The sequence below is a fragment of the Phytohabitans sp. LJ34 genome (assembly GCF_052068095.1).
In the GTDB taxonomy this organism is placed as follows: Bacteria; Actinomycetota; Actinomycetes; order Mycobacteriales; family Micromonosporaceae; genus Phytohabitans.
Window position 1 is genome coordinate 103,852 of record NZ_JBQHDG010000026.1, and the last position, 24,934, is coordinate 128,785.

22 protein-coding genes are annotated in these 24,934 nt (G+C 71.6%); 13 read left to right on the forward strand and 9 right to left on the reverse strand.

Annotated elements, in window-relative coordinates:
* Positions 1-9: 9 nt before the first annotated feature.
* A complete protein-coding gene (locus ACTMTJ_RS37240; RefSeq protein WP_441223413.1) occupies positions 10-1,257 on the reverse strand; it encodes an efflux RND transporter periplasmic adaptor subunit in 1,248 nt (415 codons plus the stop codon).
* Between the two features lie 185 nt (positions 1,258-1,442).
* Between ACTMTJ_RS37240 and ACTMTJ_RS37245 the strand changes: the two genes are divergently transcribed.
* Positions 1,443-1,991: a hypothetical protein gene (locus ACTMTJ_RS37245; RefSeq protein ID WP_441223414.1), complete on the forward strand. Its 549-nt coding sequence runs from the start codon at positions 1,443-1,445 to the stop codon at positions 1,989-1,991.
* 131 nt (positions 1,992-2,122) lie between these two features.
* Here ACTMTJ_RS37245 and ACTMTJ_RS37250 read toward each other — a convergent pair whose 3' ends face one another.
* The gene (locus ACTMTJ_RS37250; RefSeq protein ID WP_441223415.1) at positions 2,123-3,352 is read right to left on the reverse strand and encodes a CynX/NimT family MFS transporter; all 1,230 of its coding nucleotides are present in this window, start codon (positions 3,350-3,352) and stop codon (positions 2,123-2,125) included.
* A gap of 188 nt (positions 3,353-3,540) precedes the next feature.
* Between ACTMTJ_RS37250 and ACTMTJ_RS37255 the strand changes: the two genes are divergently transcribed.
* From ACTMTJ_RS37255 to ACTMTJ_RS37285, 7 genes are all read left to right on the forward strand, one after another.
* Positions 3,541-4,167, forward strand: coding sequence for a FadR/GntR family transcriptional regulator (locus tag ACTMTJ_RS37255; protein ID WP_441223462.1), 627 nt, complete (start codon positions 3,541-3,543; stop codon positions 4,165-4,167).
* Between the two features lie 25 nt (positions 4,168-4,192).
* A complete protein-coding gene (mscL, locus tag ACTMTJ_RS37260) occupies positions 4,193-4,639 on the forward strand; it encodes a large conductance mechanosensitive channel protein MscL (RefSeq protein ID WP_441223416.1) in 447 nt (148 codons plus the stop codon).
* A gap of 28 nt (positions 4,640-4,667) precedes the next feature.
* Complete coding sequence (locus ACTMTJ_RS37265; RefSeq protein WP_441223417.1) at positions 4,668-4,895, forward strand: hypothetical protein; 228 nt, start codon at positions 4,668-4,670, stop codon at positions 4,893-4,895.
* A gap of 23 nt (positions 4,896-4,918) precedes the next feature.
* Positions 4,919-5,260: a PadR family transcriptional regulator gene (locus ACTMTJ_RS37270; protein ID WP_441223418.1), complete on the forward strand. Its 342-nt coding sequence runs from the start codon at positions 4,919-4,921 to the stop codon at positions 5,258-5,260.
* Positions 5,257-6,084: an ATP-binding cassette domain-containing protein gene (locus ACTMTJ_RS37275; RefSeq protein ID WP_441223419.1), complete on the forward strand. Its 828-nt coding sequence runs from the start codon at positions 5,257-5,259 to the stop codon at positions 6,082-6,084. The genes ACTMTJ_RS37270 and ACTMTJ_RS37275 overlap by 4 nt, the downstream gene beginning before the upstream one ends.
* Positions 6,081-6,767 carry a hypothetical protein gene (locus tag ACTMTJ_RS37280; protein ID WP_441223420.1) on the forward strand — a complete coding sequence of 229 codons (687 nt, stop codon included), beginning with the start codon at positions 6,081-6,083 and terminating at the stop codon, positions 6,765-6,767. The genes ACTMTJ_RS37275 and ACTMTJ_RS37280 overlap by 4 nt, the downstream gene beginning before the upstream one ends.
* 419 nt (positions 6,768-7,186) lie before the next feature.
* The gene (locus ACTMTJ_RS37285) at positions 7,187-8,629 is read left to right on the forward strand and encodes a stress response protein (RefSeq protein ID WP_441223421.1); all 1,443 of its coding nucleotides are present in this window, start codon (positions 7,187-7,189) and stop codon (positions 8,627-8,629) included.
* A 10-nt stretch (positions 8,630-8,639) separates the two neighbouring features.
* Here the strand turns inward: ACTMTJ_RS37285 and ACTMTJ_RS37290 are convergent, their stop codons facing one another.
* The gene (locus tag ACTMTJ_RS37290; RefSeq protein ID WP_441223422.1) at positions 8,640-10,241 is read right to left on the reverse strand and encodes a sensor histidine kinase; all 1,602 of its coding nucleotides are present in this window, start codon (positions 10,239-10,241) and stop codon (positions 8,640-8,642) included.
* A 29-nt stretch (positions 10,242-10,270) separates the two neighbouring features.
* Positions 10,271-10,957 carry a response regulator transcription factor gene (locus tag ACTMTJ_RS37295; protein ID WP_441223423.1) on the reverse strand — a complete coding sequence of 229 codons (687 nt, stop codon included), beginning with the start codon at positions 10,955-10,957 and terminating at the stop codon, positions 10,271-10,273.
* Between the two features lie 211 nt (positions 10,958-11,168).
* Between ACTMTJ_RS37295 and ACTMTJ_RS37300 the strand changes: the two genes are divergently transcribed.
* The 4 genes from ACTMTJ_RS37300 to ACTMTJ_RS37315 all read left to right on the forward strand — a co-directional run bounded on the left by ACTMTJ_RS37300 (position 11,169) and on the right by ACTMTJ_RS37315 (position 15,359).
* Complete coding sequence (locus ACTMTJ_RS37300) at positions 11,169-11,924, forward strand: DUF3152 domain-containing protein (RefSeq protein ID WP_441223424.1); 756 nt, start codon at positions 11,169-11,171, stop codon at positions 11,922-11,924.
* Between the two features lie 86 nt (positions 11,925-12,010).
* A complete protein-coding gene (locus tag ACTMTJ_RS37305; RefSeq protein WP_441223425.1) occupies positions 12,011-12,649 on the forward strand; it encodes a hypothetical protein in 639 nt (212 codons plus the stop codon).
* A gap of 236 nt (positions 12,650-12,885) precedes the next feature.
* The gene (locus ACTMTJ_RS37310; RefSeq protein WP_441223426.1) at positions 12,886-13,623 is read left to right on the forward strand and encodes a hypothetical protein; all 738 of its coding nucleotides are present in this window, start codon (positions 12,886-12,888) and stop codon (positions 13,621-13,623) included.
* Positions 13,624-14,474: 851 nt separating this feature from the next.
* Positions 14,475-15,359 (forward strand): hypothetical protein, encoded by an 885-nt coding sequence (locus ACTMTJ_RS37315; protein ID WP_441223427.1) that lies wholly within the window; start codon positions 14,475-14,477, stop codon positions 15,357-15,359.
* On the opposite strand, the gene ACTMTJ_RS37320 is transcribed toward ACTMTJ_RS37315, so the two are convergent.
* From ACTMTJ_RS37320 to ACTMTJ_RS37335, 4 genes are all read right to left on the reverse strand, one after another.
* Positions 15,335-16,729: a hypothetical protein gene (locus ACTMTJ_RS37320; RefSeq protein WP_441223428.1), complete on the reverse strand. Its 1,395-nt coding sequence runs from the start codon at positions 16,727-16,729 to the stop codon at positions 15,335-15,337. The two genes, ACTMTJ_RS37315 and ACTMTJ_RS37320, sit on opposite strands and share 25 nt — an antisense overlap.
* 44 nt (positions 16,730-16,773) lie before the next feature.
* Positions 16,774-17,484, reverse strand: a complete 711-nt coding sequence (locus ACTMTJ_RS37325; RefSeq protein ID WP_441223429.1) for a YqeB family protein — start codon at positions 17,482-17,484, stop codon at positions 16,774-16,776.
* Between the two features lie 193 nt (positions 17,485-17,677).
* Positions 17,678-20,356, reverse strand: a complete 2,679-nt coding sequence (locus ACTMTJ_RS37330; RefSeq protein WP_441223430.1) for a cellulose binding domain-containing protein — start codon at positions 20,354-20,356, stop codon at positions 17,678-17,680.
* Between the two features lie 271 nt (positions 20,357-20,627).
* The gene (locus ACTMTJ_RS37335) at positions 20,628-21,509 is read right to left on the reverse strand and encodes a LysR family transcriptional regulator (protein ID WP_441223431.1); all 882 of its coding nucleotides are present in this window, start codon (positions 21,507-21,509) and stop codon (positions 20,628-20,630) included.
* Between the two features lie 79 nt (positions 21,510-21,588).
* On the opposite strand from ACTMTJ_RS37335, the gene metE reads away from it, so the two are divergent.
* Positions 21,589-23,712: a 5-methyltetrahydropteroyltriglutamate--homocysteine S-methyltransferase gene (gene metE, locus ACTMTJ_RS37340; protein ID WP_441223432.1), complete on the forward strand. Its 2,124-nt coding sequence runs from the start codon at positions 21,589-21,591 to the stop codon at positions 23,710-23,712.
* Here metE and ACTMTJ_RS37345 read toward each other — a convergent pair.
* Positions 23,709-24,911, reverse strand: a complete 1,203-nt coding sequence (locus ACTMTJ_RS37345; RefSeq protein WP_441223433.1) for a cysteine desulfurase-like protein — start codon at positions 24,909-24,911, stop codon at positions 23,709-23,711. The genes metE and ACTMTJ_RS37345 overlap by 4 nt on opposite strands.
* Positions 24,912-24,934 lie beyond the last annotated feature (23 nt).

The following is a 24,934-nucleotide window of genomic DNA, read 5'->3' on the forward strand; positions in this document are numbered from 1 at the left end:
GGGAACTACCTAGGCGCCAGCTATGACGATCTCATCACCTTCGATGAGTCCACTCTTGATCTCGGTGTACTGATCGCCGCGCAGGCCGACCTCCACCGTGCGGGTCTCGTCGCCGGCGGCCGTCCTGACGACGACCTCGCCGCCGCCCCGCACCGCCGTCGAGGGCACCCGGAGCACACCGGTGACCTCGCTCGTCTCGACCCGGACGCTTGCGCTCTGGCCGACGAGGAGCTCCGCCGGGACCTCCTCGAACGCGAGCACCGCGCCGTATCGCACCATGTTGCCATCGGCGACGCCCACCGGGCTGACCCGGACGACGCGGGCGGCGAACTCCTCGCCCGGCCGGTTGGCCAGCGTCACCACCGCGCTCAGGCCGACCGTGAGGTGGCCGGCGTCGGCCTCGGGGAAATCGGCCGCCACCTGCATGCCGGCCACGTCGGCCAGCGAGACGAACGTGCTGCCGGCACCCACTTCGGCGCCCACCTCGCCGGCGACGGAGAGCACCTTGCCGGCGATCGGCGCCTCGATCTTCGTGCCGGCCAGCTGATCCTTCGCCTCGGCGAGGGTGAGCTCGGCGCTCGTCACCCGCTGCTGGGCCGAGAACACGGGGTCGCCGGACCGCGCGCCGGCACAGCCGGAACTCTGCCCGCCGCCCGGCGCGGAGCCGCCGCCGGGCGCGGAGCCGCCGCCGGGACGGGACGGTGTCGTGGAGCGCGGCACCTGACGCGGCGGCGACTGCGCCGAACGGGACGGCGAGGGCGACGCGGACGGCTGGACGCTCGGCGAGGGCGCTGGCGACGGAGTGGGAGACGGGGAGGGAGAAGTCAGCGCCACCGGGACGGCGCAGGCGCTCCCCGCGCTGTCGGCGGCCTCCTCCGCCTCGTCGAGCGCCTCCTCGGCTTGGTCGAGCGCGTCCTGGGCGTCGTCGACCCGCTCCTGCGCGTCGGTGGCGTCGATCTCGGCTAGCACCTGGCCGGTCTTTACCTGGTCGCCGGCGCGCACTTTGACCACCGTGACCGTGCCGTCGGTGGCGAAGCTGAGCGTGCGCGTCTGCGCGGGCTCGAGCGAGCCGGTCGTCGCGACCGCCGTGGCGACGTCACCCCGATCGACCCGGGCCGTGCCGCTCGCCGCCGGCGGCGCGGGCTCGCCGCTGGTCAACGCATATGCCCCCGCGGAGCTGAGCACGACGACCAGCACGACGAGAGCGCACACGACAAGCCGCGTGCGGCCACGCCATTTCTTCCGGCGAACGCCCATGAGCCGCGAGTCTCGGTGGTCCACCTCGCAGGCGGCTGAGCCGTACCTCGGAGTTTGCTCAGAGTCGATTTGAAGGGTTCTCCGAGCTTCGCCTGACGCGGCGTGGAGGTAGCGGCGGTTGCATAAGCCGGCGTGCCGCGGCGCTTCCCCCAAGCGGCCGCGGCACGACCAAAGATGGAGGACCTGTGTCTCTGCGCACGCGTTGGACCCTCGCGCTGGCGGCCGGCTCGGCGGCTCTGCTCCTCGCCGCCGCGTGCGGCTCAGACAGCGATTCCGGTGATCCCGCCGACGCCGCGGGCGGTTTCTCGGCATACATGGACTGCCTGCGCGACCAGGGCATCGACATCCCGGACACGGTGCCGTCCGGCCGGCCGAGCGGCTTCCCGTCCGGCCGGCCAAGTGATTTCCCGTCCGGGCGGCCGACCGCCTTCCCGTCCGATCGGCCCTCGGGTGCGCCGGGCGGCGGGCGGATGGGCGGCTTCCGGCCGGAGGGTGTCGACGACGCGACCTGGCAAAAGGCGCAGGAGGCCTGTGCCTCGGTCCGGCCCACCGGCGGTCCCGGTGGCGCCGGCCCGGGCGGCGGGGCCAACCGCGAGGCCGGCGCCGCCTATCGAAACTGTCTCGCGGACCGTGGCGTCGACCTGGGTGCCAACCCGAGCACGACCGACCCCAAGGTCGCCGAGGCCATGCAGGCCTGCGCGGTGCTCCGCCCGAGCGCCTCGCCCACCCCTTAAGCTCGCGAGTCAAGCACCGCACGTGCTAGCACGGCCCACCCCCGAGCCCACGAATCAAGCCACCGCTCCCCAGGCCTGAGCGAGGCCAGCGTTCAACGACGGCCCAGCCCCGGGCCGGGAGAGGAGCCGCGTCAGTCTTCGACGAAGCGGCGCCGTGCGACCGCCAAGCCCGCCACCGTCTGGATGAGCGCCGCCGCTACGAGGAAGCCGATCGGCAGGTGCCAGCCGCCGGTGATCTCGTAGAGCGTCCCGACCACCAGCGGGCCGAGTGCGGCGATGAGGTAGCCCACGCACTGGGTGAAGGCGGACAGCGCTACGGTCCCCTCCGGAGTCCGCGCGCGCAGCCCGATCATCACCAGCGCGAGCGGAAACGCGCCCTGGCCGATCGAGAGCAGCACCACCCACGCGACGGCGCCGCCGTGCGGGGCGAGGGCGAGGCCGACATACGAGGCGACCATCATGGCCGACAGGCCCAGTATGAGCGGCCGGAGGTTGCCGAGCCGCATCGCGAGCGCGGGCATGACCAGTGCCACCGGGATGCCCACAGCGGTCACGCCGGCGAGCAGCAGGCCGGCCGTCTGCGGGCGATAGCCGGAGTCGCGAAAGAGCTGGGCCAGCCAGCCCATCGTCGCGTAGCCGCTCAGTGCCTGCGTGCCGAAGTAGATGGCCATCGCCCAGCCCACCCGCGTACGGGCGGGGCGCACCCGGCCGGTCAGCGGTGCGGTCGCCGCGTGAGCGCCGGAGCCGCGGAGCACCGCGGGCAGCCACGGAAGCACGGCGATCACGGCAAGCACCGACCACGCGCCAAGACCGGCCCGCCACGAGCCGAAGGCGTCCGCGATCGGCACGGCGGAGGCGGCGGCGACCGAGGCACCGGCGGTCAGCGAAACCGTGTACGCGCCGGTGACAAGCCCGGTGCGGTTGGGAAAGTGCTGCCGCACCAGCAGCGGGAGCAGGATGTTGGCGACCGCGATGCCGGCCAGCGCCAGCGCGCTCGTGGCCATGAAGACGATCGTGGAGCCGGTGGCGACCCGCACCACCTCGCCGGCCACCAGCGCGACCATCGCCGCGACCACCACCCGGCCGGGCGTGAAGCGGCGCACCAGCCACGGCGCCACCGCGCCGAAGGCGGCGAACGCGATCGTCGGCATCGTCGTCACCACGCCGGCCATGGCGCCGGACAGGTGCAGACCGGTGCGCACCTCCTCGAGGAGGGCGCCGAGGCTGGTGATCGCGACGCGCAGGTTGAGCGCGACCAGCAGGATGCCGGCGAGGACGAGGGCGGTGCCCCGTGTGCGGGCGGGCGCGGCGGCGGAAACAGGGGCGGTGAGTGTCGATGCTGGCGGAGCCACGATCACCATCCTAAAATCATGGGATGATTTATGGTCGGGTGATGTAACCGATGCCACTCGCCCCAGCTCAAGGCGTGGGAGCGGACCACAAGCCCACGCCAGCGGGCCACCACCCCACCCCGGCCAGCCAGCCACCCACAGCGGCTCAAGACGTGGGAGCCGGCCACCAAACCACACCGGCCCGCCGGCCCACCCTCGTGCGCCAGGTGATCGACCAGCTCCGCGAGCAGGTCGCCGCCGGTGCTTGGCCGGTGGGCAGCCGCATCCCGACCGAGCCGCATCTGGTGGAGGCGCTCGGCGTGGGGCGCAACACCGTCCGTGAGGCGGTGCGCGCGCTCGTCCACGCCGGGGTGCTGGAGTGCCGCCAGGGCTCCGGCACCTACGTGATCTCGGCCGACGAGATGACCGGCGCGGTGAGCCGCCGCCTGGCCGGTGCGCAGGCAGCCGAGGCGGTCGAGGTGCGCCGTGCGTTCGAGGTCGAGGCCGCTCGGCTGGCAGCTCTGCGCCGTACCCCGGAGGACATGGCGGCGCTCGACGGAGCGCTCGCCGACCGCGAGGCCGCGTGGCGATCAGGCCGCGTCGACGATTTCGTCGAGGCCGACGCCGTGCTGCACACGGCGATCGTGGCCGCCGCGCACAATTCGATGCTGGCCGAGCTCTACGCCTCGTTCGGCGCGGCGATGCTCCGCGCCTCGATCGCGACCTGCGTGGGCGACGAGCTGCGCCCCGAGCACCGCGTGGATCACGACCGCCTGGTCGACGCGATCCGGGCCGGCGACCCGGCGCGGGCGGCCGCCGAGGCTGGGGCATTTCTGGAGGTATGACGCCGGGACCACTACGGTGCTGGGCATGCTCAAGGGTTTTAAAGACTTCGTCATGCGCGGCAACGTGGTCGACCTGGCGGTCGGCATCGTGATCGGCGCCGCCTTCACCACCGTGGTAGGCCAGTTCACCAAGTCGTTCCTGGAGCCGCTGATCCGGGTCATCTCAGGCGGCGAGGGGATCAAGGCCGGCGCGCCGGAGCTCCGCGGTGTCCCCTTCGACTGGGCGGCGTTCGTCAACGCCGCCATCGCCTTCCTCCTCACCGCCGCCGCCCTCTACTTCTTCGTCGTCCTCCCGATGAACAAGCTCGCCGAGCGCCGCCGCCGTGGCGAAGAGCCCCCGCCCGCCGCACCTAGCGAGGAGGTCAAGCTCCTCACCGAGATCCGCGACGCGCTCGTCTCCGCGCGCGTGCCCGAGCAGCAGCGGGGCGCCATCGACAACCTCGTCAACAAAGATCGACCCGCCGAACGATAGTCGAACATCTGTTCTATACAGTGCTCCGATGGAACGGCGAAAGCACTGGTGGAACGGCAAATGGGGGCGGCTCGCGCGCCGGGATGTGTACCTGCGCGCCGACGCCGACCAGTGGTTCGTGGAGCAGCGCGCGGGCGGGGCCGAGGGAGTGTCCCGCTTCTACGAGTACGACAGCGAGGACGAGGCCTACGAGGCCGTCCGCGCGCTCCTGAGCGGTCCGGACGATTGGCGCCCACTAGATGGCGACACTACCTAGATAGCTGTGCTACCTTCTCCGCCGTGGATCAAGACCGGCGGGGACAGTGGCTGCGCGGCGTGCTCGACGTCTGCGTGCTCGCCCTGCTGGCCCGCCGCGAGTCGTACGGTTACGAGCTCGCCCAGGCACTCGACCGGGCGGGCCTCGGCCAGATCCAGGGCGGCACGCTCTACCCCGTGCTCCTGCGCCTTCAGCGCACCGGCCTGGTCGCGGCACACTGGCGCGACGGTGAAGCCGGCCCCGCCCGCAAGTACTACCGGCTCACCCCGTCCGGGGAAGAGGCCGTGCGTCGCCTGTCGACGGAGTGGCGCGCGTTCGCCGGCCGCGTGGACGACCTGCTTATGGAAGAGGTGACCAGCCCATGATCGACGAGCGATGGTTGCAGGCACTGGGCCAAGAGCTCGCCCGCCACCGCCTCGCGCCGGACGTGGCGCACCACGTGGTCGCCGAGGCCGCCGCACACCTGCGCGACAGCGGGCAGCAGCCACTGCGGGCGTTCGGCACGCCGCAGGCGTACGCGGCTGCCGTCGCGGAGAGCCTGGCCAGCCAGCGCCGCCCGGCGCGGCGCCCACCGGGCCGCGTGCGGTTGCGGGCCAGCCAGATCACCAAGCGATACGGCCGCCGCACCGTCCTCAAGCCCACCGACCTGACCGTCCGCGCCGGCGAGGTGGCGGCGATCGTGGGTGCGAATGGTTGCGGCAAAAGCACGTTCCTGCGCATCTGCGCCGGCCTCCTGTCGCCCGACTCCGGCGAGGTGATGGTCGACGGCGTGTTGGGCTACTGCCCGCAGGACGGCGGCACATACGACTTCCTACTCCCCGAGGAGCACTTCGTGCTCGTGGGCGCCGGCCGCGGCCTCGACCGGGCCCGCTCGCGGCGACTCGGGCGCGCGGGCGCCGCGACCCTCCAATGGGACCCGGCCGGCGGCGTGCAGGCCCGCCACCTCTCCGGCGGCACCCGCCAAAAGCTCAACCTGGTCATGGCCGCCCTCGGCGACCCCGACGTGCTGCTGCTGGACGAGCCGTACCAGGGCTTCGACCGCGGCACATACCTCGACTTCTGGCAACACGTGTGGCGCTGGCGCGACGAAGGGCGGGCGATCGTCGTGGTCACCCACCTGCTCAACCAACTGGACCAGGTCGACCAGGTGCTCGACCTGACGCCCGGCACCCGGGAGGTCGCCGCATGAAGCTCCTGACCGTCGCCGAGATGGCACTGCGCGAGCTGTCGCGCCGCCGCGGCGTACTCCTGCTGCTCCTCACCCTCCCCCTGCTCTGCTACGTGGTGCGGCACGGCCAGATCGGCCAGTCGATCCGCTTCCTCATGCTCGGCCTCGCCTGGGCCGTGAGCACAGCGGCCCTCTTCGCCAGCGGCACAAGCCGCCACATCGAGCCGCGACTGCGCCTGTCCGGCTACCGCAGCCACCACCTCTACCTGGGCCGGCTTGTCGCGATGTGGCTGCTCGGCCTCACCGTCGCCACCCCGTTCTTCGCGCTCGTCGCCCTCGACCACGGCGGCGAGGTCCGGCTCGGCGCGCTGGCGGCGGCGATGGCGCTCGCGGTGACCGTGGCCGCCCCACTCGGACTCCTGATCGGCGCGCTCGTCCCCCGCGAGCTGGAGGGCACGCTCATCCTGCTGCTGACCATCAGCCTGCAAATGATGATCGACCCCGCCGACTCCATCACGCGCCTGACCCCGTTCTGGTCCAGCCGCGAGATCGGCACCTACGCCGTCGACCACACCGGCTCCGAGTACCTGGCCCGCGGCCTCGCCCACGGCCTGCTCTTCACGGTGATCGTGACCGCGGTGGTCGCCACCCTCTCCTCGATCCGCCTACGCACCCGGACCCACCTGCGCTACGCCGGACGGTGACGTTCCTAAAGGCAGATATACCCCGGTCCGCGTCACCCGCGGACCGCATGCTCCCGCGGGCACCGCTCCCGGCCGGCTCCTCGCTGGCGCTCGTCGAAACCCCGGCCGTCCGCTGCCACGTCCGCGGGACAAGCCCAAACCCACAGGCGTCTGCTTATGCGTGCACACCTGACAGCAACGCGGGCAAACTACTGAGGGCCCAATCAATACGTGTAAGGGATAGCGCATTTCGCTCACTATGTGGCTGTCCGAAGCGTCGATGTCAGCTAGACCGTACAGCGACTTCCACCGTCTCGCCGACCTACGCGACGCGCCATCACGCCTGCGTTTTTCAAGTGATCGGCCGGCATCGTTGGGCTCATTTCTGATCACTCGGCGTGTAACTTCCAGTTTCTACCGGTGAATCGAGGAGGTTATGGATGTCCGAAGACACGTGGCTTGCCGCTCGACTCATACCAACGTCCGGCATCAACGGGGCTGAGGAACAAGAACGTCGCGCCACCTCGGCGGTTCTCGCGGTGATGAGTGCGGTGCGAGAGTTCGGGCGGGCGCTCACCCAGCCACTTGGTGCTCCAGCCGGACCAGTTCAAACCTTCATCGAGGTCCCGTTCAAGCTCGGCGACAAGCAACTCTTTCCAGACGGCCTCATTCGGGTATCCCGTGGCCAACGCCAGTGGACCGCCCTTGTCGAGGTGAAGACGGGGAGCAACGAGTTGCGGGCGGACCAGGTGGAGGCATATTTGGAGATCGCACGCGAGCACAGCTTCGACGCCTTGATCACGATCTCCAACGAGATTCCACCGGTCGCGGGACAGCATCCCACTCCAATCGACAAGCGAAAGCTGCGAAAGGTCAGCCTCTACCATCTGCCTTGGACGGAGATCCTCACGCAGGCCGTCATGCAGAAGGAATACCGCGGGGTTGCCGACCCGGATCAGGCTTGGGTACTCGGCGAGTTGATCCGCTACCTCGAACACCCTCGTTCCGGCGCCATGGAGTTCAGCGATATGGGTCCGGCCTGGGTCGGCGTCCGCGACGGCGTGGCGGCGGGCACGGTCCGCGCAGGCGACACCGCAGTCGCCGAAGTGGCTGGCCGCTTCGACGCCTTGACCCGATATGCCTGCCTGCGGCTGGGCCGGCGGCTTGGTGCCGAAGTAACGCCAGCCCTCAGCCGACGCGACGTCGCGGAACCGGCCCTGCGCACACAAGCTTTGGCCGGCCAGCTGAGCGCGACCGGCGCCATGACCGGGGGCATCAAGATTCCCGGGGCGGTCGGCGCGATGCAGGTGACCGCCGACCTACGAGCTGGGCAAATCATTTGCCATGTCGACGTGGAGGCACCGAAGAGCGGAAAGCCGACCACGCGAGTCAATTGGCTGGTACGCCAGCTGAAGGACGCTCCGGAAAACACCCGTCTCGAGGCGTTCGTAATGCACGGCAGGGGCGAAGGCACCGCTGGGCTCCTTCGCCAGGTTCGCGAGGATCCGAGCACATTGATCAGCGATCCGACCCGCGAGCTTCGCGCGTTTCGGGTCGCGATGCACGCGCCGGCTGGTGCGAAACGCGGGAGTGGGCGCGGTGCCTTCATCGACTCGGTCCTCACCGCAGTCGACAATTTCTACGAACAGGTGATCCAAAACCTGAAGCCCTGGATGCCGGCGCCGCCACGCCTCCGCACAGCTGAAGACGTCCAGCCCGTCGAGCCGGTCTCGCCCAGCCTGGTGTCCACGGCGATTTCCTCCCAGGACGGCACCACCACCGTTACGACGGACGTAGATCGAAGGAAGTCCGACGAGCCGCAAGTGCCCGCCGAGCCGGTGCATGTCGGAGCCGCCCCGCAAAGCGAGAGTGACGACGTATAAGTAGAGAGCGCTACGTACGCAGGGCGGGGAGGGTGATGGTGAAGGTGGTGCCGACGCCCAGCTGGCTGGCGACCGTGATGGTGCCGCCGTGGTCGGTGACGATCTGGCGGGCGATCGACAGTCCCAGCCCGCTCCCACCAGTCCGCCGCCCGCGGGCCGAGTCCGCGCGCCAGAAGCGGTCGAAGACGTAAGGCAGCGACGCCGGCGCGATGCCCGTGCCGGTGTCTGCCACGCGCACCACGACGGCCGTGCGGTCGACGGCGCTGGAGAGGGTCACGCTGCCGCCGGCCGACGTCGCGCGCAGGGCGTTGGTGACGAGGTTGCCGAGCACCTGGCGCAGGCGGTCGGGGTCGGCGTACACCTGGGCCGGGCCGGGCGTCGCCACCACCAGCTGCACGCCGGCCGACTCGGCGACCGCGTGGTGTGCGGCGCGGGTGGTTTCGAGCACCTCGGCCAGGTCGATGATCCCTCGGTGGTACGCCAACGTGCCCGCCTCGGCCAGCGCCAGGTCCTGAAGGTCGTTGACGATGCGTTGCTGGAGCACGGCCTCCTCGTGGAGCGAGGCGAAGAGCTCGGGGTCGGGCTCGATCACGCCGTCCTTGAGCGCCTCCAGGTAGCCGCGCAGGTTGGCCAGGGGTGTCCGCAGCTCGTGCGCGACGTCGGCGACCAGTCGGCGCTGGCGTTCCTCACCACGCTGAAGCGAGTCGGCCATGCGGTTGAACGAGCGGCCGAGCTGGGCCACCTCGTCGCTGCCTGCCACCGCGACCCGGCTCGTGAGGTCGCCCCGCCCGAGCCGGCCGGCGGCCGCGGTGAGGCTGGCGATCGGGCGGAGGACACGGCGGCTGAGCAGGGCGGTGCCGGCGAGCGCGAGCAGGGCGACGCCGGCGGCCGCCGCGAGTATCGGGCCAACCGAGAGCGGCGTCTGCGGTTCACCCTCGAAACCGAGAGTGATGAGGAGCGGCACCGGGCCCACCTGGCTGATGAGGTCGGTGAACGCCTGCGACAGGCAACCGGCGGTGGCCGGTTTGCCGATGTTCGGGTCGCGGCACGCCTCGGTCCGCTGCCTGATGGACAGGTTCTCCTCGCCGGTCGTCGCCGAGCGGAAGGCGCAGTCCTTGACGATCGCGGGATCGCTCTCCCCCGCCGGCTGGAAGGTCGGCACGCCGAGCGCACCGGTCACCTTCGACACGAGGAAGCCCGCGCGCGTGAGGCATGCGGCGAACCGCACGCCGGACCGGTAGGTGCTGACCGCCCTGTTCGTCGCGCCGAAGGGCTCGGCCACCTCGGTGAGGTCGAGCTTGGGGCGGGGGTCGACAAGGGTTTTGGAGCTGCCGAGCGGGCGCGCGGTGATGCCGTCCAGCGTGTCGGTGTCCGACACCACTTCGCCCTGTTCGGTGGCGAGGTGGATCCGCTGGCCGGTACGCGAGCCGAGATCGAAGACGAGGCTCGGCACGCCTTCCCAGGTGCCGTGCGTCTCCCCGTACTCCCGCAGCTGGTTCGTGATCTGGTCGATCACCACGCGGTCGGCAGTCTCCGAGTCGGTGATCTGCTGCGACGCCTGGCGGAGCACGATCCAGGCGGTGGCGCCCACGGCCGAAACGGCCACGAGCATCACCAGCACCAAAACCCGGACGCGAAAACTCAAGACTCGGCCAAGCGGTAGCCACGCCCGTAGACGGTCTGCACGTAGCGCGGCTCGGCCGCATCCTCCTCGATCTTGCGGCGGAGGTTCATCACGTGCGCGTCGACCGTGCGCTCCAGCACGTAGTGGTCGAAGCCGAACGCCCGGTCGATGATCTGCGCCCGCGTGAACGCCCGCCCCGGCTCGCCCGCCAGCACCTCCAGGATTCCGAACTCCTTCGCCGTCAGCACGATGGGCCGCCCACCCACCCGTACCTCGAATCGCCCTGGATCGATCTCGAGGTCGCCCACCTTGAGGATGGCCTGGTTACCGGCGGTGACCACACCGGAACGGCGCAGCAGCGCGCGGACGCGCGCGGCCAGCTCCCGGGGGCTGTACGGCTTCGTGATGTAGTCGTCCGCCCCCACGTCGAGGCCGAGCAGCATGTCGTCTTCCGTGGTGCGGGCGGTGAGCAGCAGGATTGGCACCTCCGACTCGCCGCGCAGGATGCGGCACACGTCGAGGCCGTCGACCTGCGGCATCATCACGTCGAGCACCACGAGGTCGGGCTTGCGCACGCGAGCCTGCTCCAGCGCGGTGCGCCCGTCGCCGACGACCAGCACACTGTGGCCCTCCCGCTCCAGGTAGACCCGGACCAGGTTGGCCTGCTTGGGGTCGTCCTCCGCGACCAGGATGCGCGCGCTCATGGTGTTCCATAGTGCCTGGTACAGCGATGAAGATGCAGTGAAGAACGTTCCGCAGACAGCTTCTTCAATGGTTCTTCACGACCGCCTCCGTACGGTTCGGGCATGGGACGCGCACGGGAGGAACGGTGGCGACGCGCCGCCCGCCGGCGGATCAGGGAGACGCTCGCGTTGCGGCGGGCCGTCGCGGCGGTCCAGGAAGAGGAGCAGCGGCGTGCGGCATAAAAACCGCGTGCTGGCCTACATCCTGGTGAGCGTGGGCGCCGTCGTGGGCGGCCTCATGTTCGCGGCCGGCGGCTTCGCGATTCGCGACAATTCAGATTCATCCCCTGGTACCGGCGCGTGGTCCGACACGACGCCGCCGGCTCCTCCGACGACCAGCGAGTCGACGCAGGTGCCGCCGCCCACGACGGCTCCGCCGACGTTTCCACAGAGCGGGGAGGGCACGTTCCGCCGCGCGACCGGGAGCGCCAAGCGGGTCGGCACGGGCAAGCTGCTCCGCTACCGCGTCGAGGTCGAGCGGGGGTTGGAGCAGCAGCCGGGTGAGTTCGCGAAGTGGGTGGACCGCATCCTGGCCGACCAGCGGGGGTGGACGGCAGGCGGTCAGTGGGCGTTTCAGCGGCCGGCGGCCGGATCGGTCGACTTCGTCGTGCGGCTGGCCAGCCCGGACACGGTCGACAAGATCTGCGGCCAATACGGCTTGGACACCGGCGGCGAGGTCTCCTGCCGCGGCGGGGAGAACGTCGTGATCAACGTCAAGCGGTGGGTCCTGGCCACCCCGGCGTACACCGGCAATGTCGATATGTACCGCCATCTTGTGGTCAATCACGAGGTGGGGCATTTCCTCGGCCACAGCCATGTGACGTGCCCCGGCAAGGGACGCCCCGCACCCGTCATGCAGCAGCAGATCTACGGGATGGGCGGATGCGTACCGAACGGCTGGCCCTTCCCCAACGGCCGCCGGAAATAGCTCCCGGCTAGGCCCGTTGCGGGGGTTCGCAGCGGTCGCGAGACGGGCCTAGCCGGGCTGGCTGGTTGCGCCTATGCTCCGAAAACGTGTCTAGCGTCGGCGGGGGGCCGGGCGCGGGCCCGCGAGGGCTCGGCGCCCGTATTGTCGCTATCCCACTGCGGTGGCTCGGCCTGAGCGCCGGCGTAGCCGCTCTCGCGGCGTCCGGACTCTTCGGCGGCCTGGAGCCCGCAGGCAAGCCCGAGGTGCCAGCCGCCAAGGTCAACGAGCTAAACAAGGGCGAGCCCTGGAACGTGACGGTCACGGGCGGCCGCCTGGTCGGCGACGGCCTCCCCGGCCTCCGCCTGCAAAACTCCGCCAACCGCTGGGTCGTGGTGCTCGCCACGGTCGAGGTCACCGCGCCCGAAAGCCGCAACGACATGCGCGACATCGTCGACATCTCGGGCGTCGAGGGCCTGGTCAAAGACCCCATTTCGAACAGCCTGGAGCCGCAGTACGTAATCGGCCTGCGCGACGAGGTCGCGGTCAGCTACCTCCAGCCGGCCATGCCGGAAAAGCTCGCCTTCTTCTGGGAGCAGGAGAGCACCGCGCCGGTGCCGACCGAGATGGCCGTGATCATCAACAAGAAGACCTACCGCGTCGACACCCTCGCCGGCCACAAGGCCTGGCTAGACCTCGAGCCACGCGCCGAGCTCACCGTGCCCATCGAAGATCGGCGCGGCAAGTGACCACCCCACCCGAGCAACCACCGCCCGGCTGGCCCGCGCAGCCACCGCCCGGCTGGCCCGCGCAACCACCGCCCGGCTGGCCCGCGCAACCACCGCCTGGCGCGTCCGCGCAACCACCGCCTGGCCCGTCCGCGCAACCACCGCCTGGCTGGCCGGATCCGGCGGGGCCGCCGCCGGGCGGATGGACCGCGCCCGGTGCTGGCCCGCCCGCCGCTGGCTGGCCTGGCCCCGGCCAGGTGTCACAAGGCGCCACTGGTCCGGCGGACGCACCCGCACCGAGCGCCCGGTCGACGCAGGGCGATCCGGCGGCACAGGTCAGCGCCGCCGCGGCCGAGGCGGAGGCGATCCGCAGCCACCGGGCCCCGCCCGGCCCGGTCGAGCGAGTCGGCACCCGTGCGCGCGTGGGCATGCTGCTCGTCGCCGCGCTGGCGGTGGGCGGTGTGGTGGCCAACTGGCGGCCGCTCGACGGCGACCGCGCGGACCGCCGCGAACGGCCGTACATCGAGGTGGGCCAGGTTGGCGACCCCGTCTCCGCACGCTCCTTCGAGGCCAAGCTGATCAGCGTCCGCGGCGCACGCCTGCTCGGTGTGCGCAGCAAGGGCTACGAGACCGGCGGCGTGTGGATCCTCGTCCGCGTCCGGGTCACGGCCACCACCGAAGACACCGTCATCGGCTACGCCGCCCTCATCGACGACCGCGACCGCGAGTTTCTGGCCAGCGGCCGGTTCACACAGCTCTTCGCGGACAGCGCCCGCACCCTCCAGCCGGGGATCCCCGTGGAGGGCGAGATCGCGTTCGAGGTGCCGCGCGACGTGGCCACGTCGATGCGCCTGCGGCTGGCGTCCCGACCGTTCGACCAGCGGATGGACGGCATGGCCGAGATCACGCTGCCCAAGGTGGACACCGCCACGGTCGACGGGTGGGCCACCCAGAAGGACGCGGTGATCATGGAGAAGCCGGAGGTGGTGCCGTGACGCAGCCACCCCCGCCTCCCCCATCCCCATGGGCGCCGCCGGGATCCGCGTGGGCGCAGCACCAGGAGGATCCGCCGCGCCCGCCCGATTCCGACACCGCGATCATCCCGGCTGTCGAGCCCGACACGGCTGCCATCCAGGTCGACCCCACCCAAGCGGACACCGCCGCGCACCCGCACGTGACTGGTCGTAGCGCTTATCCGCGCGCGTCCCGGCCGGACGAGCCGCCACCGGCCGACCGATCGGCGCCGCCCTTGGGCCCGAAGCCGCCGGTGATGCTCAACCCGCTGCCCCGCCCACCAGGCGCACAGCAGGGCGGCTATCCGAACGTAGGCCCGCACACCGCGGCGGCGCCAGCACCGCATTCCGGCCCGCCACTGCACAACGGGCCGCCGCGGTCCGGGCCGCCGCCGCAGGTGTCTGGGCCGCCACCGCATGACGGGCCCCCACCGCATGACGGGCCGCGGGCCGGGTGGGGCGCTACGCAGGAGGTTGCCTCGCCTTGGAGCGCACCTCAGGCATCGCCGCATGCGACGGCTGTCGGACAGGCGTTCCAGGCGCCGCCACGCACGGCACCACCACCCACGATGCCGCCATCAGCGATGCCACCACCCACACCGGGCATCGGCCAGGCGCCGCGGAGCCCGGCACTACCGCCGTCCCCGCCCGCGCAGGCCTTTGCCGCACGGCCGCAAATGCAGGCTCCGCCGCCGACCGCCGGCCCACCACCCATGCCCCCAGCGCCACCGGTCGCCGGGATGCCACCTGCGGCGCCACCAAACGTCGGGCCGCCGCCATCGGTGGCCGGCGGGCCTGCCCGGATGCAGGGCTTTCCGGCCGCCGCACCGCCGATGCCTGTGCCGCCAATGCCGCCACCGCCCGGCCACACGCCACCGCCCGGCCACACGCCACCGCCCGGCCACACGCCACCGCCCGGCCACACGCCACCGCCCGGCCACACGCCACCGCCCGGCCACACGCCACCGCCCGGCCACACGCCACCGCCCGGCTACCCGCCAGCCGGCTATCCGCCAGCCGGCCAGCCGCCACCGCCCGGCCAGCCGCCAGCGCCACCGCCGGGCTTCGCGGCGCCACCACCGGGCTTGGCCACCGGGGCGGGCTACTCCGGCCACGCGGCGCCGGTGCAGGGGGCGCCGCCGGGCGAGGTGCGGGCGACCGCCACCAAGGGGTGGTGGCGGCGCAACCTGTGGGGGCTCATCGCCCTCCTGCCGATCCTGGCGCTCGCCCTCGGCCCCACCGCCAAGGAATCGCTCGACCTCTACAACGGTGTGGATGCGCACGAGGCGGTCGTGCCCGGCGCGGACGGCTGGGTCTCCTACTCCGGCGTACGCATGCGGCTCGTCGACTTCGGGCCGGCGACGGACCTGAAGTCGTACGACGGCGCGCCATGGCAGCCGCCGGCCAAGACCAAGGTGTGGAGGGCGAAAGTCGCGGTCGACGCGGGCGACAAGTGGGCTACGGACAAGTACGTCGTCGCCAGCTGCAACCTGGGGCTCGAAGACACCGAGGGGCGGCAGTTCACGGCCAACCCCAGCGAGCTGTCCGGGTCCGACCCCAGCCGGCGGGTGGCCAGTTGCTCGCCGGAAGACGACGACACGCCCACGCCGTGGGAGGTGGAGATCTACTTCGTGCTGCCGGAGTCGGCGCAGCCCGCTGCCCTGCGGATCGTCCGCGGCACGGAGCTGCCGCGCTACGCCCGGTTTCCGGTCTCCTGAGGGCTGTCTTCGGGCGAGTCGGAAGCCGCGGTGTCGGACGTGGCGGGAGCGGGCTGTAGCCGCAGCACCCGGTCGACGGCGGCGGCCAGCAGGCAGGCGAGCAGCACCACACCCACCGCTTCGTTGAAGATGCTGAGCGGCCCGGACAGCGGCATCCACACCTTCTGGAGGTCGTGCGGCCCGATCAGCAGCCGCTCCACCTCCCACATCCAGTCGCGCGCGGTCTGCGCCACAAGGAACGCGATGCAGAAAAACAGCATCGGTGCCAGCCCGGCCCGAGCGAGCGTGCGGACGCCGTGTACCAGCGGCGTAAACCGCTCGCGCACGTCGGAGCCCACGTTGGCACCCACCACGCGCACGGGCTTGGGCAGTGCGCTCCACCGCTTGCTGGCCCGCCGCAGCAGCTCCGAGGTGGACGGCGCGGGCGGCGCGAGCTTGTGCCCGTACACGACGGCGCCGACGGCGAGCCACGCCAGCGGCACGACGATGACGGTGTCGGCCGACGCGATGGCACCCATCAGCCACTCGCCTGTATTGCGCGCGATGTTGGTGAGCGGCCCGAGCGCCTCGACGACCCGGTCCCACAGGTCGAGCAGCCACTCCACCACCTTGCGCTCGCGCAGCCAGCTGGTGAGCGGGTCGCGCGCCTGGTTGAGCGTGGCCATGGTGACGATGATCCAGATGACCTCGAGGTACGCGGCGAGGATGCCGAGCGCCGGCCACCTGCGGCCGCCGCGCCAGATGTTGAGCAGCCAGCGCAGCACGATCGCCACGAGGATCACCGAAATCAGCGCGATCGACGTGTTGAACGGCAACCGCTCGCTAAGCTCCCGGCTCATCACCCCAGGGTCGTCGAAGACCCGCGGATCGTTGAATGACGCGTCTTCCCACACCTCGTACACGTAGTCGGAGACGTCTTGCTGGAGGTAGCCCCACGACGCGTAAACCGCCAGGAACGGGATGAGCGCGCTCGCCAGGTGGTCCATCAGCGTGGGACGCCGGCGGGGTGCCTCGCCCTCTTGCGGAGGCGGCGGGTCGGCGGTCGCGGCCGCCAGCCAGGGCAGCGAGGGGCGCACCACGCGCAGCATCAGGACCAGCGAAATCAGCGTGGCGACCGGACCGAGGATGATCACCATCGCGCCCAGGACGCCGCTGAGCTTACTGGCCTGCACGGCGCCGATCATGATGAATGCCCGCGCGGCCGCCCCCGCGAAGTAGAGCGCGAAGAGCACCGGCCAGTGCCGCCAGAGCAGCCGGACCGCAGACACCAGCACGGCGCCGGTCTCGACGACGGCGCTCGTGAACGTGCGGTAGCGACGCGGCCGCGGCGGTGACAGCGGCGGCGCCGCCACTCCCCCCGTGGCGGTCACGGGCCACAGGCTAGCCGAGCCGCTCCAAACGGGATACCCCCTGCTCAGCCACTGGTCGGGTGGGTGCGCCGCCAGTACTGCCGCTTGGCCTCTTCGCGCACGACCACGCCCAGTTTGGCGAGCTCGGCCCGCAGCTCGGCGATGTCCGTTTTGTTCCCGTCCTCCAGTGCCTTCGACCGCGCCTTGAGCAACGCGCCGGCGCTGCCCGGCAGCTCCGGGTCGTCCGGCACCCACCGGCGGAACTCGTCGCGGTACGGGTCGCCCGCCGCCGACCACGGGTAGCCGTGAGCGATGAAACCGTCGCGCAGCCGGTCGGCGCCGAGGTCGAAGCCCTCGCGGGCCAGCTCGTCGGCCTCCACGCCGAGCAACACCAGCTGCTTGCGGTCGATGAACACCGTCCGTACACGGGCACGGTTGATCTTTTGTTTGGTGTCACCACGACGGAGGGTGACCTCAGAATCGGTGATCCGCACGACGAGCGTCTCCATCGCCCCGATGACCGCGAGCACGAGCCCCACCACCGCGCCGGCCGCGAGGCTGACGATCGTGGCCAGCGGCTCGTTGTCGGCCACCGAGGCGATCCACTCGACGATTCCGTCGAAGGGCACCCACGGCAGCTCCGCCAGCCAGCCGGCGAGCGCCTGGAGCAGCCACCCCGCCCCGGCACCGGCGAGCGGCAGGCCCACCCACATCAGGCCAACCGCCCACGCCGGTTCGGAGACGACGGTCTCGTGACGCCGGTAAACCGCATCCACCGTGCCTACCCCCGCTCCGTCGCTCGGCGCTCGTCCGCCGTCGGGGTCAAGGCCCGTAGCCTCGCAACTCCCGCTCATGCGCCCAGCCTGCCCAGCAGCCGGGCGTACGCGCGTCAATCCCGGGTCGAGACGACGACCGACTTTGGTCTAACCCTGGGGCCGGCGAGCGCCGGCCCCAGGATTGACGGAACCGTCAGCTCACCGAGCAGGCCGAGCCGTTCAAGGTGAACGCCGCCGGGCGCGCGTTGGTGCCCGTCCAGCTGGCGATGAACCCGAAGCTGGCCGACCCGTTCGGCGCGATCGTCCCGTTCCAGGCCTCGTTTCGCGCGGTCACCGTGGCGCCGCTCTGGGTCCGCGTGGCGCCCCAGATCTGCGAGATCTGCTGGCCGTTCGCGAACGACCACACCAGGCTCCAGCCGTTGACCGCCTGGCTGCCGGTGTTCGTGATCTTCACGTCACCCTGGAAGCCGCCGCCCCATTGACCCGTGACCGCATACGTCACCGCGCAGCCGCTGCCCGTGGGGGGCCCGCTGGTCGGGGGCGTCGTGGGAGGGGTCGTCGGCGGCGTCGTGGGAGGCGTGGTGGGTGGGGTGGTCGGTGGCGTGGTGGGCGGCGTCGTTGGCGGGGTGGTCGGGGTGCCGCCGGTGCGGTCGGCGTAGAGGACGCCCCGCCCGTTGGTGCCGAGGTACACCCGCCCGTAGATGCGCGGGTCGCCGGCGAGCGCCTCGCCCATGTTGCCGTACTGGTGGGCGTTGTCGTTGATCCGCAGCCAGGTGCCGGCGGTGTCGTCGGACCGGTACACGGCCTTGACCCCGTCCACCGTGCCGACCAGGAAGAGCGCCTGGTACGACTGCCCCGGAGCGGCTTTCCCGAAGGCGACGTTGACCGCCTCGGTGACGTTGGAGATCTTGGTGAAGCTCGTCCCCGAGTTGGTCGACCGGAACAGGCCGGTGCTGCCGGCCAGCCAGATGTCACCCTCGCGCCCCGGCACGGCCTTGAATTTCACGCCGGTGGTCGGCAGGCCGGTGGCAGCCGCCGTGAACGACTGCCCGCCGTTCGTACTGACGTAGAAGGTGCCGTTGCTGACGCCGTAGAACTTGTCCGGGTTGACCCGGTCGGCCTCGACCACCGCGTTCGCCGGGATGCCCTGCGACTGCGACCAGCTGTTGCCGTACCCGACCGAGTAGACGACCTGGATCCCCGCGTCGCCCGGCGCCCACACGAAGCGGCTGCCGTTCGCCGCCGCCGCGACCGTGCCGCCGGAGTTGACCCCGCCCGGCTCGGTGCCCTGGAACCAGTTCGCCCCGCCGTCGGTGGAGAACGCGACGTGGCTGTCGTTCGGGCGGTCGGAGTCGGTGAAGTTGCCGGACCGCACCATGACGCTCGGGTTGGTCTCGGCGTAGTCGAGGCTGGTCGTACTGGTGAAGTACGGCTGCTGGAACATCATCGGCGGCACCGCGTCGAGGTTGGTGTGCCGGAAGCCGCCGATGTCACCGAGCCCGCTCACCAGCGGCGCCCCTGACGGCGGGCTGATCAGGTCGAGCACCGCCGTCTCCTCCAGCCCCTTCACCATCGGCCGGATGGTCACCGTGCCGCCGGTGTCCCAGTTCTTGAGGTTGGTGGCGCCGTAAATGGTGGCGCCGGTGCCGTACATGAAGCGGTTGCCGTCGAAGGGGTCGATCTCGACGGACTCGTTCATCCAGCCCAGCTTCGGCGTCTCCTCGGGCGGCTGCGGGTTCGCGCCGAGCGAGAGCCACGGCACCGACGTGATGTCCATCGTGTACCGCTTGGAGCGGTTGGGGTATGACGTAAAGTCCCAGATCCGGGTCCAGGTCGCGCCACCGTCGGTGCTGCGGAAGAAGATCGCGTCCGGCCACCAGGAGATCTGGGTGGCGACCATGATGGTGTTCGGGTTGGTGCGGTCGATCGTCAGGCCGCTGTACCCGAAGTAGTCGTCCGTGCTGCTCGACGGGATCGGGCTGATCTGCGTCCACGCGCCGGTGGCGGTGTTGTACTTCCACACGTCACCCTTGGCGCCGTCGTACGGGCCGCCGGTGTCGCTGGTGGCGATGTAGAGGAAGCCGCCGGTCGTGTCGAGGACGCCCTTGTGCGCGATGTACCCGGTCGGCTGCCCGGCGACGCGCTCCCACGAGGTGCCGCCGTTGGTCGTGCGGTACACGGTGTTCTGCTTGTCGGCGACGCCCACGTAGATGGTCTGCGTCGCGTTGCCGGAGGTGCCCGAGCGCTTGTCGAACGTCACCCACACGATGCCCTGGTTGTCGCCCTGGTACACGTCGCCGGGCACCGCCACGTAGTTGCCCGCGTTGGGGAAGTTGGTGACCTTCGCCCAGGTCACGCCGGAGTCGGTGCTGCGCCAAAGGCCGTTGCCGCTCGGCGCGCCGAGGTAGAGGATGCTGTTGCGGTTGGGGTCGACGGCCAGTCGCTCGCCCATGCCCCGGCCCGGCATGTTGCCGCCGAGCTTGAAGGGCAGCGCCGTCTCCGCCCACGTGTTGCCCTTGTCGCTGGAGCGCAGGATCGCGCCGTTGTTGGGATCCCAGTCGTTCGTGTACATGCCGGCGGCCACGTACACCTTGTTGGTCTGCACCGGGTCGGTGGCCATGCTGACGACGCCGTTATACCCCCAACGGTCCCAGCCGTACTTGTCCAGCAGCGGGATCCACGACTGGCCCGCCTGGTCCCAGCGGTAGGCACCGCCGATGTCGGTGCGCGCGTATATGAGATTGCGCTCGGTCGGGTTGAAGATGATGCCCGGCACGAACCCGCCGCCGTCGATCCGCACGTTCTTCCAGTTGTACGGGTCGGAGGCGGCGGCCGACGCGGGCGTCGAGGTGCTCACGGCCACCTGGGTCACGACCGCCGCCACACCGGCGGCAAGGACCGAGGCGAGGGCGCCGGCGATGGTTCTCCGGGGCCCCCGGGGAGACGTGGAGCGATGCGGAGCGTCTTTTTGGGGTGGGTTTCGCATTGAGGGCTCCTAGAGTGACGCACGCTGCCCCCGAGGGAGGCGTGCGAGTGTCGAGAGAGGAAGCTGCCCAGGCCTCCGCCGGCTCCGTCGCAGAGATTCACACAGCGAGTAGATGGCTGTCAATAGTTTGGCGTCTCAACTAACACCCTTTGTGCGATCACGGCACGCGGAGGATCTGGCGGGCCGCCTGCACCAACGCCATCAGCTCGGCCGACGCCCGTTCCGGGGCCCACACCAGGCCGTACGTCATGCGGAGCTCCCCGGCGTCGATGGGGATGAAGTGCACGTCCGGCCGGCGTACCGTCTCGACGAGCAGGTGGGGTGCGGCCAGCAGGCCGCGTCCGGCGGCGACGAGGTCGAGGGCCGCCGGTAGATCGTCGAGGTCGCCCACGACGGCGGGCGAGCGCAGCCGCGGCGCGAGCGCGTGCCACACGCTGCCCGGCGGCCGCAGGCGGGGCAGCAGCACCGCGGGCAGCTGCTCCAGTCCCAGGCGGGTGGCCGTCGCCAGCCGGCTCCGCGCCGGCACGGCCACGTGCGTCACGGGAACGTGGAAGCGTGCGGTCATCGCCACCCCGGTGGGAAACGGCGTGCTCATGAACGCCGCCGCGGCGCCGCCCTGCGCCAGGTCGGTGGTCGCGGCGCTCCAGCCGGCCCGGCGCAGCTCCACGTCGATCGCGGGCGAGCGTTCGGCCAGGCGCCGCACGACGCGGGCGGCGAGGCCGCCGACGAGGGGGCAATAAGCCAGCCTGACGGGGCGCCCGACCGGCTCGGCGAGCCGCGCCGCCTCGGCCGTGAACGCGGCGGCGTGCGCCAGCATCGCCTCGGCGTACGGCAGCAGGACCTTGCCCGCGTCGGAGAGCGCGACCTCGCGGCTCGTGCGGTCGAAGAGGCGCACGCCAAGCGTGCGCTCAAGGCGGGCGACGGCCTGGCTGACCGCCGGCTGGGTCATGCCCAGGACGGCCGCGGCCCGGGAGAAGCTCAGGTGCTCGGCCACCCGCACGAAGCAGGCGACCTCGCGTTGCGGCGGCCCCGGATCCACACCCCAGTATGGCCAGGAGATCGATAAGCAGCGGCTATAGACGGCCCGGAGACCCCCGTCCGGAGGCAGGATCGCCTGCGTGCTGACGCATTCGACAATCCTCGGGTATCCACGGATCGGGCCGCGCCGGGAGCTGAAGCGGGCGCTGGAGGCGTACTGGGACGGGCGGCTCGGCCGCGACGAGCTCGACCGGGTGGGTGCCGGCCTGCGCGCCGACACCTGGCGCCGGCTCGCCGCGCTCGGGCTTGGCGCGCTGCCTTCCAACACCTTCTCCGAGTACGACCACGTGCTGGACACCGCCGTGCTGCTGGACGCCGTGCCGGAGCGTTACCGGGCGGCCGCCGACCCCTACTTCGCGATGGCCCGGGGCGCCGACGGGCTACCGCCGCTGCGGATGACCAAGTGGTTCGACACCAACTACCACTATCTGGTACCGGAGATCGGCCCGGATACGCCGCTGCGGCTCGCCGGGGACAAGCCCATCCGGGAGGTACGGGAGGCGCGGGCGCTCGGCTACGAGACCCGACCGGTGGTGGTGGGCCCGGTCACGTTCCTGCTGCTGTCCGAGTCCGCGCCGCTCCACCGCCTCGACGAGGCCGTGGCCGCGTACGCGGACCTGCTCGCCGCGCTCCGTGCCGAGGGCGTCGAGTGGGTGCAGCTGGACGAGCCGGCGCTGGTCACCGGCGCGGGCGCGGCCGAGGCCCGGCGGGCGTACGAGCGGCTCGGCGCGCTCACCAACCGGCCCAAGCTGCTCGTCGCCTCGTACTTCGGCGAGCTCGGCGAGGCGCTGCCCGCGCTCGCCGCCACCGGCATCGAGGCGATCGGCCTCGACCTCGTGCGCGGCGGACCCGTCGATCCGGCCGCGCTGGGCGGCAAGACGCTCGTGGCCGGCGTCGTCTCCGGGCGGGACGTGTGGCGCACCGACCTCGACGGCGCCCTGCACGAGCTGTCCCGCTACCCAGACGTGGTGGTGAGCACCTCCTGCTCGCTGCTGCACGTGCCGTACGACCTGGACGCGGAGACCGACCTCGACCCGGCGCTGCGCGAGCGGCTCGCCTTCGCGGACCAGAAGGTGGCCGAGGTGGTGGCGCTCGCCGACCAACTGGCCCGAGGCTTCACCGGCGCGGCACCAGCGCCGAACCCCGCCGCGAAGACGACACCATCCACTCTGGACAGCCGGGCACCGTACGAGGAACGGACCGTCCATCTCGGACTGCCGGAGCTGCCGGTGACCACGATCGGGTCGTTTCCGCAGACCGGTGAGCTGCGCGCCGCACGGGCCGCGCTGGCCGCCGGCACGCTCGACGAGCCCGGGTACGAGCGGCTCATCGAGGCCGAGATCGAGCGGGTGATCCGCCTACAGGAGCGGCTCGGCATCGACGTGCTCGTACACGGCGAGCCGGAACGCAACGACATGGTGCAGTACTTCGCCGAGCACCTGGACGGATTCGCCGTCACCCGCCACGGCTGGGTGCAGTCGTACGGCTCCCGCTGCACCCGCCCGCCGATCATCCACGGCGACGTGCGCCGCACCGCGCCGATCACCGTGCGCTGGACCCGGTACGCGCAGTCGCTGACCGAGCGGCCGGTCAAGGGCATGCTGACCGGGCCGGTGACGATCGTGGCCTGGTCGTTCGTGCGGCGGGACATCCCGCTGCGTGAGGTGGTGGGCCAGGTCGCCGAGGCGGTGCGCGAGGAGGTGCGCGACCTGGCCGCCGCCGGCACGTCGATCATCCAGGTGGACGAGCCGGCGCTGCGCGAGCTGCTCCCGCTGCGCCGCGACCGGCAGGACGAGTATCTACAGTGGGCGGTCGCGGCCTACCGGCACGCCACCTCCAGCGCCGGCGACAACACCCAGATCCACACCCACCTCTGCTACTCGAACGCCAGCGAGGTGGTCGCCGCCATCGACGGGCTGGACGCCGACGTCACGACGATCGAGTCGGCCCGTTCCGGCGGGCGCATCCTCGGCGCGCTGGACGGCTTCGGCCGGGGCCTCGGCCCGGGTGTGTACGACATCCACTCGCCCCGGGTGCCCGGCGCCGGCGAGGTCGGCGACCTGCTCGACGCGGTGCTCGAGGTCGTGCCCGTGGAGCGGGTGTGGGTCAATCCGGACTGTGGCCTCAAGACCAGGACGTATCCGCAGGTGGAGGCCGCGCTCACCAACCTCGTCACGGCCGCCCGCCAGCGGCGGACAAGCTAGCCGAGGGTCGCCACGCCGTCGAGGAGGCGGTCGACGTCGGAACGGTCGTTGTAGTGGACCAGCCCGGCCCGCACCGCGCTGCCCGCCTCCCGGATGCCGAGCGCGGCGGTGACCTCCCAGGCGTAGTTGTGCCCGTCCCACACGTTCACCCGCCGCCCGGCGAGGTGGGTGGAGACCTCGCGCGGAGTGCGCCCCGCGACGGTGAAGTACGCCGTCGCGGTGCGCCGCGCGGCCTTGCCGTACACGGTCACGTGCGGCATCGACTCCAGCCCGGTCAGCAGCGCGGCGAAGAGCTCCAGCTCGTACGCCTCGGCCGCGGCCAGCGAGGCGAGCAGCCGCTCCCGCCGGGTGCCGGTGGCGGTCGGGTCGAGCCCGGCGAGGTGGTCGACCGCGGCCACCACGCCGGCGAAGTCGGCGAACGGCGACGTGCCGGTCTCGAACCGCCCCGGCACCTCGTCGGCCGAGGAGGCGAGCTTGTCCGGGATCAGCGCGTCGAGCCGCGCCGGGTCGGCGACCACCGCGCCGACGTGCGGGCCCGACCACTTGTACGCGCTGGTGGCGTAGAAGTCGGCGCCGAGCGCGGCCGCGTCGGTGGGCCCGTGCGCGCTCGCGTGCACCCCGTCGACGTAGGTGACCGCCCCGGCCGCACGAGCCTTCGCGGTGATCGCCGGCACGTCCGGCCGGGTGCCGAGCACGTTGCTCGCGGCGGTGACCGCGACGAGCCGGGTGCGGTCGCCGATCAGCCCGTCGTACTGCTCGACGCCCAGCTCGCCGGTGGCCACGTCGACCTCGGCCCAGCGCACCGTCGCTCCGGCCCGCGCCGCCACCTGCACCCACGGCCGCACGTTGGCGTCGTGGTCGAGCCGGGAGAGCACCACCTCGTCGCCCTCGCGCCAGTCCCTGGCCAGCGCGTACGCCAGCCGGTACGTGAGCGTGGTCATGTTGGGCCCGAGGATCACGCCCGCCGGCACCCCGCCGACGAGGTCGGCCACCGCGGCCCGGGCCTCGGCGACGATCGCGTCCGAGCGGTGGCTGGCCGGGAACGCCCCGCCGACGTTGCCGATCCCCCGCCGGTACGCGCCGGCGATCGCCTGGATCACCGCTTCGGGCACCTGAGTGCCGGCGGCACCGTCGAGGTAGGCGTATCCGTCGGAAAGGGCGGGATAGGTGGCACGGACCACACTCACGTCGAAGGCCATGCCACCAGTCTCCCCGCAGAGCC